The following is a 14,712-nucleotide window of genomic DNA, read 5'->3' as shown; positions in this document are numbered from 1 at the left end:
GATAAAGCCCGCTGAATCCCGGAGTGGGATTGAGCGGGCTTTATCCCGTTCTAGGACTTGACGAGCCAGGCCGAGGAGTCGGGCGGGAGTTTCCCGTCCACCAAAGGCGAACTGGACAGCAGCACGTTCCCTGGCGGCAACGGGATCGGCGCGGCCGAGGTGTTGAGCGCGCAGATGAGACCGCCGGGGCTGCGCCGGAACGCGAAGCACCCGGCGGGCGCGCCGTACCACTCGATCTCGTCGCCGCTGAACGCCGCGTGCTCGTGCCGCAGCTCGACGGCTTGGCGGTACAGGGAAAGCGTCGAATCCGGGTCTTCGAGCTGCTTCTCGATCGTCAGACCCGCCCAGTCGGCGGGCATCGGCAGCCACGTCCGCGCGTTGCGGGAGAACCCGAACGGCACCACGTCGCCTTCCCAGGGGATCGGCACGCGCGCGCCGTCCCGGCTGTGCTGGGGACCCGCGGTCTTCGCGCGCGGATCCGCCATCGCCTCGACGGGCACGTCGACGTTGCCGAGGCCGAGCTCTTCGCCGTTGTAGAGGTAGACCGCGCCCGGCAGCGCCAGCTCGACGAGCGCCATCGCCCTGGCCCGCCGGACACCCTGCTCACCGCCGCCGTAGCGGCTCACCTGGCGCCACACGTCATGGTTGGACAAGGTCCACGTGGCGGGCGCGCCGGCGGCCTGAGGGACCGCCAGTGACCGCTCGATGGCCGCGTGCAGCGCGTCGGCGTCGAAATGCGTGAGCACCAGCTTGAAGTTGAACGCCAGGTGCAGCTCGTCCGGCCGCAGGTACTTCGCGAGCCGCTCCTCGTCGCTCACCCAGAGCTCGCCGGCCGCCATGGTGCCCGGGTACTCGTCGAGCACCTTGCGGATCATCTGGTGGATCTCGTGGACGCCGTCGTTGTCGAACCGCGGGTCGTAGAACCCGGTCGCGACCATCGGCTGCGCCCTCGGGTCCATGTCCGGCAGCTCGGCCGGTTTCGCCATGCCGTGCGCGACGTCGATGCGGAAACCGTCGACGCCGCGGTCGAGCCAGAACCGCAGCGTGCGCTCCAGGTCGGCGCGCACCTCCGGGTTGGCCCAGTTGAGATCCGGCTGCTGCGCGGCGAACAGGTGCAGGTACCACTGGCCGTCGGGGACCCGCGTCCACGCCGGGCCGCCGAAGGAGCTGACCCAGTTGTTGGGCGGCCCGTCCTCCTTGCCGTCGCGGAAGATGTACCGGTCGCGCTCCGGGCTGCCCGGCCCGGCGGCCATCGCCGACTTGAACCAGGTGTGCGTGTTGCTGGTGTGGTTCGGCACCAGGTCGATGGTGACCTTGATGCCGCGCGCGTGCGCGTCGGCGACCAGCGCGTCGAAATCGGCCAGGTTGCCGAACAACGGGTCGACCGAGCGCGGGTCGGCGATGTCGTAGCCGTGGTCGGCCATCGGCGAGGTGTAGAACGGCGTCAGCCAGATCGCGTCCACGCCGAGCAGCTCGAGATAGCCGAGCCTGCCGCGGATGCCTTCCAGATCGCCGACCCCGTCACCGTCGGAGTCGGCGAACGACCGCACGTACACCTGGTAGAAGACGGCTTCGCGCCACCACGCCTGTTCCCCTTGCGGCCCCCTGCCCGCGCGTCTCATCAGACGAAGCTGTTCATCATGCTGTGCGCCGCCATCTCCAGATAAGCCCATAGCTGTGCCCGGTAAGGCTCTTCGACACCGACCTCGTCGACGGCGATCCGGATGCAGCGCAGCCACGCGTCGCGCTCGATCGGGCCGATCTTGAACGGGTTGTGCCGCATCCGCAGCCGAGGGTGACCGCGCTGGTCGGAGTAGGTGTGCGGGCCGCCCCAGTACTGCATGAGGAACAGCCGGAAGCGCTCCTCGGCCGGGCCGAGGTCCTCCTCGGGGTACAGCGGCCGCAGCACCTCGTCGGCCGCGACCTCCTGGTAGAACCGCGCGACGATCGCGCGGAACGTCGGCTCACCGCCGATCGCTTCGTACAGGCTCACTTCACCGGGAGAGGTCACGGGTTCATTGTCCGTTCAGGAATCGTTGAGGTGTGTCCCGAGCCGACGCGTTGCCGTGTCGGCGTTGGCCCACACCGTGTGTGGGTCTTCCCGTGGCGATACCCGCTGCCCGAACCAGCCGGGTCTGATGTGGGTTTCCATCGGGCTCGTTTCGTGTCGCCCCGCAACTCGGGGAGGACAACTCGGCCAGACCCGCGAGGTTGCGAGCGGCGTTGAGGTCACGGTCCAGGGTAAGACCGCAGTTCTCGCAAGTGTAGATGCGTTCGGATAGGCGCAGCTTGGCTTTCACGACGCCGCAGCCCGAACAGGTCTTGGAGCTGGGATACCACCGATCGGCGATGTGCAGCCGCACTCCAGACCAAGCGGTCTTGTAGGTCATTTGGCGCCGGAACTCGGCCATGCCGATTCCGGCAATGCGACGGGCCAGCCTGTGGTTGCGGAGCATGCCGGAAACACTGAGATCCTCCAGTACCACCGTGCCAAAACTCCGAACCAGGCGAATGGTGAGCTTATGCAGTCCGTCCCGGCGCGCGTTGGCAACCCGGACGTGGAGCTTCGCAATACGGGCTTGGGTCTGACGCCACCGCTGTGACGGTTTCTGCTGGGTGCGTTTGTCTGGGCCGCAGCGGCGCATGGCTTGCCGTTGCAGTCGACGTAGCTCGCGCTGCGCGATTTCGAGGTGTTTCGGGTTGGACACTCGCTCGCCGGTGGAGAGCACTGCGAGAGATTTGATGCCGAGGTCTACCCCGACGACCGTGTCCGGTCGTGCAGGTAGGGGGTCAGTGCGAGCGATCTCGACGGAGAACGAACAGAACCAACGTCCCGCACGAAAGGTGATCGTAGCTGAACGGATGCGGGCGTTGCCCTGTGCAACTTGCCGGGCGAGCTTTCGGGTGGACTCGTGGGTACGGACAACCCCGATCCGCGGCAGCTTCACGTGTCTGCGGTCTCGGTCGACCAACCCGAAGGCGCCGGTGGTGAAACGACACGACAATACCGCTCGCTTACCCTTGAACTGCGGAAACCTGACTCCAGCTCCTTTCCGCCTGCTCGTCTGGGAATCCTTCCAGTTCGTCAACGCCGTGGCCAGGTTCGCCAGTCCTGAGGCATAGGCTTCTTTGGAGTTCTCCCGCCACCACGGCGCGACCTCGGCTTTAACAGTGTTCCAACGTTCGCGGAGGTCGTAGGCTGACCAGCTCATAGGCGCGGTCTGGGAATCGCCCTCCAACCCGTAGGAGGCTTCCGCGTTCCGTTGGGCGAGGTTCGCTGTTACCTGGGCCAAGCCCCAGTTGAAAGCGAAACGCTGCGCGCCACAGTGCGACCGCAACGCCGACTCCTGCGCCACGCCCGGATCAAGTGCGAACCGATACGCCTGCAACACCTTGCTCACAAGACGTGACCATACTGGCCATCACCGACAACCCCCGCCATCATCCTTGTCCCTGGCTTTGCTGGTCGTCAGACTGCCCGGTGGTGTTCGACGGGCGCGCTGTCACGACAGGCGCCTCGATCACGGCCGGTGCCTTCGGGAACCGGCCCATCGGCGGTTCGAAACCGGCTTCCTCCAGCGCGCCCATGATCCGGGCACGCAGCGCGCGCTGCACCGCCCACTGCTGGCCCGGCCGGACCTTCGCGGTCACGCGCAGGGTGATCGCCTCCGGTGTGACACTTTCCACACCGAGGATCTCCGGCTGCTCCAGCAGATCGGCCGCGACCGTCTCGGTCTCGGCGGCCGCGGCGGCGGCCTCGGTGAGCACGGCGGTGGCGCGCTCCAGGTCGACGTTGTACGCCAGTGGCAGGTCGACGACGGCGACCGCGAAGCCCTGGCTCGAGTTGCCGACCCGGAGCACCTCGCCGTTGCGCATGTACCAGACGGTGCCCTTGACGTCACGCAAAGTCGTGATCCGCAGGCCGACCGCCTCGACGGTGCCGGTGGCGCTGCCGAGGTCCACGACGTCGCCGACGCCGTACTGGTCCTCGAGCATCATGAAGATCCCGGACAGGAAGTCACGCACCAGGTTCTGCGCGCCGAAACCGATCGCGACGCCGACGACACCGGCGGAAGCGATTATCGGGCCCAGGTTCACGCCCAGCTCGCCCACGATCAGGATGAACGCGAGCCCGTAGATGATGAAGGTGGACAACGACTTCAGCACCGAGCCGATGGTCTGCGCGCGCTGGCGCCTGCGCTCTATGACGGCAGGCCCGAGCACGTCGGGCGCTCGCTCGCGGAGCGGGCGTAGTAACGCGGGCAGCTTGCCGCCGTTGCTCTTCGGGATCGTGGTGAGCCGGTTGATCAGCCTGCGCACGAGCTTCAGCGCGATGAACGCGATGAGCAGGATGAACACGATCCGCAACGGCTTCGTCAACAGCCAGTCAGCGGAGCCGGCGAGCCATTCGTTGTGCGTGATGTTGTAGACCTGCGCGCACCAGGTGCTCTGGTCCTTGATGCACGGCGGGGCTTCTGCGAGCAGGAGCGTCACGAAGAACAAATCCTTTTCCTGTGTATTTCACGGCGAGAGTGCGCCCGCCGCCACGATAGCGGCCTTCGGCCCGATTCGCGTTCGGCGGAGTCCGTCATGCGTCGATCAAGGTACGGCGCGGTGACACGTCCTTTAACACACGTGCGCTTTGGGTGTGATCTGTGGTCGACTAGGGCTGTACCGGTGGAGGTGGTCGAGTGCCAGACCGACAACCCATCCCCCTCGGCGCCCCGAGCCAAGCCATGGCCGGACCAGCGCCGGAGGTCGTCCTGAGTGCCCACAGCAGTGGGCCGGGAACACGGCCAGGGGGTGCAAACAGACCGCCCGGACAACGTCGTGGGCGGGAAACCATGCCCAACGGCGCTCCCTTGTGGGGGCGGCGCAGGGTGCTCCTACTGAATGCCACGTTCGAACCACTGACCGCGCTCCCGCTGCGGCGGGCCGTGGTGCTGGTTCTCTGTGGCAAGGCCGAGGTCGTTCACGGTGACCCGGCCGGTTCGCTCCTGCACGCGGCGACGGTGTCGCTCCCCGTGCCTTCGGTCATCAGGCTCAGTACCTACGTGCGGGTTCCCTACCGCGCGAAGGTGCCGCTGACCAGGGCGGGGCTCATGCACCGGGACCGCTACCGCTGCGCTTACTGCGGCGGAAGGGCGGAAACGATCGATCACGTGCAGCCGCGCAGCCGGGGTGGCCCCCACACCTGGCAGAACTGCGTCGCCTGCTGCGCGAGATGCAATCACAAGAAGGCGGATCACACGCTGGCCGAGCTGGGCTGGCGGTTGCGGGTCGTGCCGCGTGCTCCGCACGGGCCGCATTGGCGGCTGCTCGCACATTCCACCGAGGCGGACCCGCTGTGGCGGCCGTATCTCGGTGCGCCGGCGGCTTAGGCCCCCGGATATATCGGCGCCCCGGCCACCTGTCCAGGTGGCCGGGGCGAGCCGGTCTGCTGCTCTTTCAGTCAGGAAGCGGTGACGCGGGTCCCCATCGTCACGCGCGTGCCCCGGGTGACCCGGGTGCCGCGGGTGACGCGCGTGCCTGCCGTGACGCGGGTACCCCGGGTCACTCTCGTGCCACGGGTGACCCGTGTCCCGTTCGTGACCCTGGTACCGCGGGTGACGCGTGTACCGCGCGTCACCCTGGTGCCAGCGGTAACGCGTGTTCCGGGCTCGAAAATCCCTTCGAGCAGTGACTGAACGTCGTCAAAAGTCGCCTGGGTGGGGGGCTGGACCTTGTGCATGATGCGTCCTCCTGAGACCGGTGCGTTACCAAATTGAGCATGGGGAGCGGGGCGCAAGGCCCGTACAGGTGAAAAAGCTACGAGGATTTCACCGCGCCGACAAGACAACAGCGACGGGTGCAGCCGCCTGTACGTTGAGTTGCAACCTTTCGCGCGCACATGTTCGCCCCAAAGTGGGAGTCCGGGGCGCGCAAGCGGCGGACGGCCGGTCTGACGCGTCGAGCGGTTGACGAACTCGTTCTCACTAGTGCGGCGTGATCGGGTGGTCCGATCGGGTATCCGATACGCTGCCCGCGTGAACCTTGTCGAGACGATCGTGGTCTTCGTGGCGATCCCGGCTGCCATCTATTTCCTGTTCGGCGCCCTGACGCTGCGGTCCAAGAACGGTGGCACGCCCAGGTACCGGCCGGGGCAGCCGTGGGACTACGCGCCGCTGTGGTGGACCGCCAACCCCGAAGGCGTCGGCCACCACGCGCAGGCCGCACCCGCCGCCGAGAACACTCCGGCCGTCAAGGGAGGCGCACGTGGCAACTGGTGAGCTCGTGTCCCAGTCAGCGGACACTGAAGAACCCGGTTATGGCGTTGCCATTACGGCCACCGGACGGCGCTCCGTAGCCAAGATGTACGAACCGGCTACTCCATCCGGCCCCTTCACGCCGCAGCAGCTTGCGCGGCTCGACGAGGCGCTGACCTTCGCCAGCCGCGAGACCGGCCTGGACTTCAGCATCTACCTCGGTGAGCTGGGCTCGGACAGCCGCCAAGCCGCCGAGCGGCTGCACGACTCGGTCGACAACCCCGGCAACGCGGTGCTGATCGCCGTGTCGCCCGGCGAGCGCCTGATCGAGATCGTCACCGGCGGCATCGCCTTCCAGCGCCTGCCGGACCGCGGCGCCAAGCTGGCCGCCGCGAGCATGGTCGCGTCCTTCAAGGAGGGTGACCTGGTTGGCGGTCTCGTCAACGCGCTGCGCATGCTCGCCGACCAGGCGGGCCCGGCACCCAAGCACTGAGTCCTCCCCGTCGAAAGCCCCCTGCCAGCACTGGCAGGGGGCTTTCGCGCACCCGGGGCTCTTGAAAGCCCGAAAGTGGCTTTCGTCAGATGCGATCTGACGAAAGTGGCTTTCGGGCTTTCAGACCTGACGAAAGTGGCTTTCGGGGTACTGGGCCGAATGCCGCAACCTGGGCTGGTTGAGGAACCGGGTAGGCGTCGTTAGCGTCGGTCAGTGGCGAAGGGGGTTGCCATGCCTGACGGAAATCCGCTTGTGGCGCAAGCGAAGTCCCAGACGACAGGGGTCACCGGGATCGGCATCGCCGAGTCGGCGGTCGATCTCGCGAACGGGGTCAAGGACGGCAGCTGGGTCGAATCGGGGCTGGGCGCGGTCGGTGTCGGCCTCGAGGTGCTGTCGCTGGTCGTCGACCCGATCGGCACCTTGGCGCAGTACGGCGTTTCGTGGCTGATCGAGCATGTGCAGCCGCTGAAGGAGGCCCTCGACTGGCTGGCGGGTGATCCGCCGGTGATCCAGTCCTTCTCCGACACCTGGGCGAACGTGTCCACTGAGGTCGCCGCGGTGGCGCAGGACTACTTGAACGAGGCCAAGAACGGCACCGCGGGCTGGACCGGCGAGGCAGCCGAGGCGTACCGGGCCACGGTCGCGGAGCAGTCCGACGCGCTGGCCGGCGCCGCGTCGCTCGCCGACGGGGTGTCCACCGGCGTGATGATCATGGGCACGGTGGTGGCCGCGGTCCGTGAGCTGGTGCGCGACCTGATCGCCGAACTCGTCGGCAAGCTGATCAGCTGGGCGCTGGAGGAGGCCTGCACGCTCGGCTTCGCCACTCCGCTGGTCGCCGTACAGGCGACGACCGCGATCACGAAGACGATCAGCAAGGTCTCGGAGTTCATCCGCAAGCTGGTTAAGACCATCGGCAACGTGGCGCCGAAACTGCGCAAGATCATCGACAAGCTCGGCGAGATCATGGAGAAGCTCGCCAAACTGGGCCGCAAGGCCGGCGGCAAGGGCGGCACGACACCCTCCGCGGCCAAAGCGGGTCCCAAGGCCGACGCGCCGAACGTCCACGAGCCCAAGGGCGGTGACGTCCCGGACGGCACCCACGGGCCCGACGGGGTGGACGGTCCCGGCACGTCACCGAGCGGCAAGCCCAAGGGCGGCGACGGCAAGTCACCGTCCATGAAGGACAACGTGGACAACCCGAAGACCGACGCGCGGGATACCGAGTGCACGCCGGGCTCGGGTGAGCCGATCGACCTGGCGACCGGGCAGATGTACCTGGAGCAGTACGACATCGAGCTGATCGGCACCCTGCCGCTCGACTTCGAGCGCACGCACTACTCGTCGTACCGCGTCGGCCGGTTCTTCGGCCAGTCCTGGTCCTCGACGCTCGACCAGCGGATCGAGATCGAGGACGACGCCGTCTACTTCGCCGATTCCGACGGCGCCAGGCTGGTGTACCCGCTGCCTCCCGTCGGTGAGTCGGCCGTGTTCGCCGAGTTCGGCGCGCGCTGGCCGTTGCGGCGGACGGCCGAGGGGTACGCGATCGACCAGCCGGAGCGGGGCCGGACCCTGTCCTTCACCGGGCACGCCGGGCTCGTTCCCCTCGCGGCGATCACCGACCGCCACGGCAACCAGATCGCCTTCGACTACGACGAAAACGGCGCACCGACCGCGATCCGGCACTCCGGCGGCTATCACATCGGCGTGGAGACCGAGGATCTGCTGGTGCGCCGCATGTGGCTGGAGGGCGACGAGCCGATCACCCTCATGCGCTATGGCTACGACGAGCAGCGGCGGCTGACCGAGGTGGTCAACTCCTCCGGAAGGGCGCACCGGTTCCGCTACGACGCCTCCGGGCGGATCATTCGCTGGGAAGACCGCAACGGTGAGTGGTACTCATACCAGTACGACCACAAAGGACGGTGTGTCCGCACCGAGGGTTCCGGCGGCGCGATGGCCGGTTCCTGGTCCTATGACGAGGAAAACGCGGTCACCGTCTACACCGACTCGCGGGGCCACGCGTTCACCCACCACTTCAACGAGTTCTGGCAGGTGGTGCGCGAGATCGGGCCGCTCGGCGAAGAAACGCTGCAGGAGTGGGACCGCTTCGACCGGCTGGTGTCGCGCACCGACCCGCTCGGCCGCCGGACCACCTGGGAACGCGACGAGTCCGGCAACGTCGTGCGGATCACGCGCCCGGACCACACCCAGGCGATGGCGGAGTACAACGAACTCGGCTTGCCGGTGGTCATCGTCGATCCCGACGGCGCGGTGTGGCGGCAGTCCTATGACGAAACGGGTTTCCTGGTCTCCGCGACCGATCCGCTCGGCGCGACGACGACCTATGAGCGCAATGAGCGTGGGCAGACGATCGCGATCACCGACCCGGCAGGCGGCACCCGCCGCGTGGAGCGCAACGCGGCCGGGCTCGCGGTCGCGGTGGTCGACGCGCACGGCGCGACCACGCGGTACGCGCGTGACCAGTTCGGCAGGGTGAGTGGGATCGCGCTGCCGACCGGCGGCGTCGAGCGGTTCACGTGGACGGTCGAGGGCAAGATGACCTCGCACACCCATCCCGACGGCGCCGTCGAGCGCTGGCGGTACGACGGCGAGGGCAGCCCGGTCGAGCACGTCGACGTGCTGGGCAACGTCAGCCGGATCGAGACCACGCACTTCGACTTCCCGAGTTCGGAAGTCCGGCCGGACGGTTCGCGGCTGGCGTTCGAGTACGACACCGAGATGAACCTCGTCGCGGTGACGAACACCCAGGGCGAAGTCTGGCGCTACGACTACGACCCGCACGGCAGGCTGATCGCGGAAACGGACTTCGCGGGCCGGTCCACGCGGTACGAGCGTGACCTCGCGGGTGAGGTGACCGCGACGGTGAACGGCGCGGGCGACCGCGTCGAGTACCTCCGCAACGCGCTCGGCGAGATCGTCGAGCGGCGTTCGGCTGGCGGCACGCTCGCGACCTACGAGTTCGACCAGCGCGGCAGGCTCGTGGCCGCGGCCAACGCGAACGCCACGGTCACCTTCGAGCGTGACGTGCTCGGCCGGATCGTCGCCGAGACCGTGAACGGCCGCACCGTGCGCACCGAGTACGACCTGGCGGGCAGGCGGGTTTCCCGCACGACACCGACCGGCGCGGTCGAGCGGTGGTCGTTCGACGTCGGCAGGCAGCCGGTCTCGCTGCGCACGGCGGGCCGGACGATGTCGTTCGGTCACGACGTGGCCGAGCGCGAGGTCGAGCGCCTGCTCGACTCGGGCGCGATCATCGCGCAGTCCTGGGACGTCTGCGACCGGCTGACCTCGCAGACGGTCTCGTCGGTGGCCTCGGACGTCCGGCGCGCGCAGGTCGTCCAGCGCCGCGAATACCGGTACCGCGCCGACGGCGAGGTGCTCGCGATCGACGACCGGGTCGGCGGCTCGCGGCGGTTCGAGCTCGACCCGGCAGGCCGGATCACCGCGGCGCAGGGGAACGGCTGGGCCGAGCGGTACGCCTACGACCAGTCGGGCAACATCACCGCCGCGGCGTGGCCGAGCCAGGACACGGACGCGCAAGGTATCCGCGCGTACGACGGGCCGCGGCTGCGTCAGGCGGGGAACGTCCACTACCGGTACGACGCGCAGGGCCGGGTCGTGATGAAGCAGCGGAAGCGGCTGTCCGCCAAACCCGATATCTGGCGCTATTCCTGGGATGTCGAGGACCGCATGGTCGGCGTCGTGACACCGGACGGCACGGTGTGGCGCTATCTCTACGACCCGCTCGGCCGCAGGATCGCGAAGCAGCGGCTGGACGCCGCGGGCGCGGTCGCCGAACAGGTCGACTTCTGCTGGGCCGGTGAGCAGCTGGTGGAGCAGACGCACAGCGCTGGCCGCGCGATGACCTGGTCGCATCACCCCGAGACCGGCGAGGTGCTGACGCAGACGGAACGGACGCGCCCGTCCCAGCAGTGGGTGGACGAACAGTTCTACTCGATCGTCACCGACCTGGTCGGCACACCGACCGAGCTGATCGACGCGGCCGGGAACCTGGCCTGGCACAAGCAAAGCACCGTGTGGGGCCAGGCGCTCGCCGAGCTGAACCAGCGGGCGTCCACGCCGTTGCGCTTCCCCGGGCAGTACCACGACGACGAGACCGGGCTCGACTACAACCACCATCGCTACTACGAGCCGGAGACCGGCCGGTACCTCAGCGCCGATCCGCTCGGGCTGCTGCCGTCGCCCAATCCGGACGCCTACGTCCCGAATCCGCTCACCTGGTCCGACCCGCTCGGGTTGGCGGCGAACCAGTCGCGGCGGCGCAAACCGTGCCGCTGCGGCGAGATCCGCCCGGACGGCAGGCGCATCGGCATCGACGACGACTGCCCGAACTGGCGCAGTCCCGACGAGAACGCCAGTGCGGCGGCGGGCGAGCACAAGAACGCCAACCGGACCCAGGAAGGCGCCACGGACATGGGCCAGCACGGCGCCGCGTTCACGGCGGCCGCGCGGGCGTTGCGCGAGGAGGCGAGGACTCCCGGCCTGCTGCCGGAGGTCAAAGAGGCGCTGCTGGCGAAAGCCAAGAAGTATGACGCCAAGGCACGCGCCATCAACCACGCCGTTTAAGGAACTCGATGACCTCTCCACGGGAGCTGATCAACAAGGCCGCCGGCCTGACTTTCAGCGAGGAACGCGCCGCGTTGCTCGAGCGTGCGCTCGAGCATGCGGACCCGGAAGCGCACGCGATCGCGCTCGCGATGCTCGCGCAACAGGATCCGGACCGGCTCGGCGAGGCGGTCTCGGCGGGCACGGCGGCGATCGAGTCGGGAGCCGAGCCGAACTGGATCCGCGCTCACCTCGCGGAAGCCGCGATCCTCGCGGGCGACGACGAGGCCGCGTTGCGCTTCGCCGAAGAGGTCGATCCGGGGTTCTTCCTAGCGAACGACCTCGCCTGGCGGGTGGTGCGGCTCAAGGAGATCAAGGCGATCGCGTTGCTGCGGCTGGGCCGGGCTGACGCGCTGGACGTCGTCGACGAGCTGCTGGCCGACATCGCCGGTGGTGACGAGGATGACGACCTTCCGCCGCCGAGCCACCTCGTCCGGGTCGCGCTGACACTCGGCGCGCGGCCCGTGCTCGACCGCGTCGCCCAGTCGCTGGACCTGGAGGACTGGTTCCCGCCGAGCGTGGTCGCCGAGATCAGGGCCGCGCTGGGCTCGTGAAAGCCCGAAAGCCACTTTCGTCAGATGCGATCTGACGAAAGTGGCTTTCGGGCTATGGGACCTGACGAACGCCCCTTTCGGGGTTTGGCTAGGCCTGGTGGGAGTCGAAGTCCCGGGCGGCCAGCGCGCGCACGATGCCCGCGCGACCCTCGGACACCAGGCGGCGCAGAGCGGCGGGCTGCTCACCCGTCAGCCAAGCGTCGGCCGCTTCCACGGTCGACGCCTCGACGGCCCACGACGGGAACAGGCCGACCACCGTCGGCTGGGCGCGCTCGCTGGAGCGGCGGGCCCAGACCTCGTCGATCACCTCGAAGTACTTCGCGACGTACGAGCCGAGCAGCGCCTTCTGGCCCGGGTGCGAGAAGCCGGAGATCAGCGAGTCGCTCACCGCGTTCGGCAGCGCGTCGTCGTAGACCGCGCGCTGCCAGGCGTCGGCCTTGGCGTCCTCGGTCGGGCGCAGCGCGCGTGACCGCTCCGCGTGACGGCGGCCGGCGGCCGTGTTGTCCGTCGCGAGCTCGGCGTCGATCTCGTCTTCGCCGGCCTTGCCGTGCGCGACGAGCGCCTGCAGCAGGCGCCAGCGCAGGTCCGTGTCGACCGTCAGGCCTTCCAGCGGGGCGGAGCCGTCGAACCAGCCCTGCAGCACGGCCAGCGTCTTCTCGTCGAGCACGGAACCGGCCAGCGAGTTGACGAACGCCAGCTGGTGATCCGAGCCCGCCTCGGCCGTCTGAGCCAGCTCCAGCAGGCGCTGGGTGAACGACGGCCAGCCCTTCTCGCGCGCCCAGTCCTGGTCGGCGTAGGAGTTCAGCGCGGTCTGCGCCTGCAGCAGCAGCCGCTGCACGACACCGACCTCGCTCTCGGCGTGGATGCCGCGCGCGATGAGCGTGACGAAGTCGCGGGCCTTCAGCTCGGCCTCACGCGTCATCTCCCAGGCCGCGGACCAGCACAGCGTGCGGGGGAGCGGCTCGGTGATGTCGGCGATGCGGTCGATCAGCGTGGTCAGCGAGGCCGGGTCGAGCCGCATGGTGCAGTAGGTCAGGTCGTCGTCGTTGACCAGCACGAGCTTGCCGGCGGCGGTGCCGACCAGCTCCGGCACCTCGGTGCGCTCGCCGTCGACGTCGAGCTCGACGCGGCGGACGCGCGCGATCTTGCCGTCGCCGTCCTCGTCGTAGACACCGACCGCGACGCGGTGCGTGCGCAGCTCGCCGGCGCCCGGCTTGGCGCCGGTCTGCACGACCGCGAACGAGCGGTACGTGCCGTCGGCGTCCACCTCGTAGCGCGGGCTGAGCGAGTTGAGGCCGGTCGTCTCCAGCCACTGCGCGCTCCACCACGACAGGTCGCGCCCGGACGCCTCCTCCAGCGCGGACAGCAGGTCCGCCAGCGTCGCGTTGCTCCACGCGTGCTTGGTGAAGTAGACCTTCAGGCCCTCGAGGAAGTGCTCGAGGCCGACGTAGGCCACGAGCTGCTTGAGCACGCTTGCGCCCTTGGCGTAGGTGATGCCGTCGAAGTTGACCTCGACCGCGTGCAGGTCGACGATGTCGGCCGCGATCGGGTGCGTCGAGGGCAGCTGGTCCTGCCGGTACGCCCACGACTTCTCGATGTTCGCGAAGCTCGTCCACGCGTTCTTGTACTCGGTCGCCTCGGCCTGCGCGAGCACGCTCGCGAAGGTCGCGAACGACTCGTTCAGCCACAGGTCGTCCCACCAGCGCATGGTGACCAGGTCGCCGAACCACATGTGCGCCATCTCGTGCAGCAGCGTCTCGGCGCGGCGCTCGTAGGCGTAGCGGGTGACCCGGCTCCGGAAGACGTAATCCTCGAGGAACGTCACGGCGCCCGCGTTCTCCATGGCGCCCGCGTTGAACTCCGGCACGAACAGCTGGTCGTACTTGCCGAACGGGTACGGCGTCGCGAAGTTCTGGTGGTAGAAGCCGAAACCCTGCTTCGTCTCGGTGAACAGCCGCTCGGCGTCCATGTGCTCGGCGAGCGAGGCGCGGCAGTAGATGCCCAGCGGGATGGTGGCGTGCTCGTCGGTGTACTCGTCACGCCACTCGGCGTACGGGCCCGCGATCAGCGCGACCAGGTAGGTCGAAAGCCGCGGCGAGACGCCGAAAGCGGTGCGGGCGGCGCCTTCCGGAGTCTCCTCCACGGACTCGGCCAGCGCGTTCGAGATGATCTTCCAGTCCTGCGGCGCGATGACCGTCAGCCGGTAGACCGACTTCAGATCCGGCTGGTCGAAGCAGGCGAACATCCGCTTGGCGTCGGCCGTTTCGAACTGGGTGTAGAGGTAGACGCTGTCGTCGACCGGGTCGACGAAGCGGTGCAGGCCCTCACCGGTGTTCATGTAGCGGCAGTCCGCGACGAGCACGAGCTCGTTGGACTCGGCCAGCTCGGGCAGCTCGACGCCCTTGTCCTCGATGTAGGCCGAGACGTCGAGCTCGACGCCGTTGAGGGTCGCGGAGCGGACGCTCTCGGCGACGATGTCGATCCAGCTGCGTTCACCCGCACGGTTGCTGGTGAACCGGACGGTGGTCGTCGACAAGAAGGTCTTCTCGCCGGGACCGCCGCGACCGTCGGTCAGATCGAGTTCGATGTCGTAGGACTCGACCTCCAGCAGCTCGGCGCGCTGCTTGGCTTGGTCGCGGGTCAGGTTCGGGGCGGGCACGGGCACCTCTGGTTGTTGGTATCGGTTTTCGGTAGTGGCTACTCGCATCCAATCATGCGGACACGCTCACTGACGACCGGGAACAAGCGTCGCCCACCGGCTGTTGGCTGGCAG

The 14,712-nt window shown here is 68.4% G+C and carries 10 protein-coding genes; 5 read left to right on the top strand and 5 right to left on the bottom strand.

Annotated features, from left to right (window positions below):
• Positions 1 to 50: 50 nt before the first annotated feature.
• Genes BLV57_RS22845 through BLV57_RS22830 form a run of 4 tightly spaced genes read right to left on the bottom strand, consistent with a single transcriptional unit; the run spans position 51 to position 4,494 of the window.
• Complete coding sequence (locus tag BLV57_RS22845) at positions 51 to 1,622, bottom strand: glycoside hydrolase family 13 protein (RefSeq protein ID WP_091291831.1); 1,572 nt, start codon at positions 1,620 to 1,622, stop codon at positions 51 to 53.
• Complete coding sequence (locus tag BLV57_RS22840) at positions 1,622 to 2,011, bottom strand: globin (RefSeq protein ID WP_176968751.1); 390 nt, start codon at positions 2,009 to 2,011, stop codon at positions 1,622 to 1,624. The genes BLV57_RS22845 and BLV57_RS22840 overlap by 1 nt, the downstream gene beginning before the upstream one ends.
• A 4-nt stretch (positions 2,012 to 2,015) precedes the next feature.
• Complete coding sequence (gene tnpB, locus BLV57_RS22835) at positions 2,016 to 3,401, bottom strand: IS607 family element RNA-guided endonuclease TnpB (RefSeq protein ID WP_091291828.1); 1,386 nt, start codon at positions 3,399 to 3,401, stop codon at positions 2,016 to 2,018.
• Between the two features lie 40 nt (positions 3,402 to 3,441).
• Complete coding sequence (locus tag BLV57_RS22830; RefSeq protein ID WP_176968750.1) at positions 3,442 to 4,494, bottom strand: mechanosensitive ion channel family protein; 1,053 nt, start codon at positions 4,492 to 4,494, stop codon at positions 3,442 to 3,444.
• 386 nt (positions 4,495 to 4,880) lie between these two features.
• Between BLV57_RS22830 and BLV57_RS22825 the strand changes: the two genes are divergently transcribed.
• The 5 genes from BLV57_RS22825 (at position 4,881) to BLV57_RS22800 (ending at position 11,939) form a co-directional block, all read left to right on the top strand.
• Complete coding sequence (locus BLV57_RS22825) at positions 4,881 to 5,381, top strand: HNH endonuclease (protein ID WP_091291826.1); 501 nt, start codon at positions 4,881 to 4,883, stop codon at positions 5,379 to 5,381.
• 645 nt (positions 5,382 to 6,026) lie between these two features.
• Positions 6,027 to 6,269, top strand: coding sequence for an aa3-type cytochrome oxidase subunit CtaJ (gene ctaJ / locus BLV57_RS22815; protein WP_091291824.1), 243 nt, complete (start codon positions 6,027 to 6,029; stop codon positions 6,267 to 6,269).
• Positions 6,256 to 6,738, top strand: a complete 483-nt coding sequence (locus tag BLV57_RS22810; protein ID WP_091291822.1) for a DUF5130 family protein — start codon at positions 6,256 to 6,258, stop codon at positions 6,736 to 6,738. The genes ctaJ and BLV57_RS22810 overlap by 14 nt, the downstream gene beginning before the upstream one ends.
• A gap of 231 nt (positions 6,739 to 6,969) precedes the next feature.
• On the top strand, positions 6,970 to 11,346 hold the full coding sequence (locus tag BLV57_RS22805) for an RHS repeat-associated core domain-containing protein (RefSeq protein WP_091291820.1): 4,377 nt from the start codon (positions 6,970 to 6,972) through the stop codon (positions 11,344 to 11,346).
• Positions 11,347 to 11,354: 8 nt separating this feature from the next.
• Positions 11,355 to 11,939, top strand: a complete 585-nt coding sequence (locus tag BLV57_RS22800; RefSeq protein WP_091291818.1) for a hypothetical protein — start codon at positions 11,355 to 11,357, stop codon at positions 11,937 to 11,939.
• 88 nt (positions 11,940 to 12,027) lie between these two features.
• On the opposite strand, the gene pepN is transcribed toward BLV57_RS22800, so the two are convergent.
• Entirely contained in the window at positions 12,028 to 14,598 is a 2,571-nt protein-coding gene (pepN, locus tag BLV57_RS22795; protein ID WP_091291816.1) for an aminopeptidase N, read from the bottom strand.
• Positions 14,599 to 14,712 lie beyond the last annotated feature (114 nt).

This window comes from Amycolatopsis xylanica, assembly GCF_900107045.1.
Classification (GTDB): Bacteria; Actinomycetota; Actinomycetes; order Mycobacteriales; family Pseudonocardiaceae; genus Amycolatopsis; species Amycolatopsis xylanica.
This window is presented reverse-complemented; position numbering and strand designations above follow the sequence as displayed.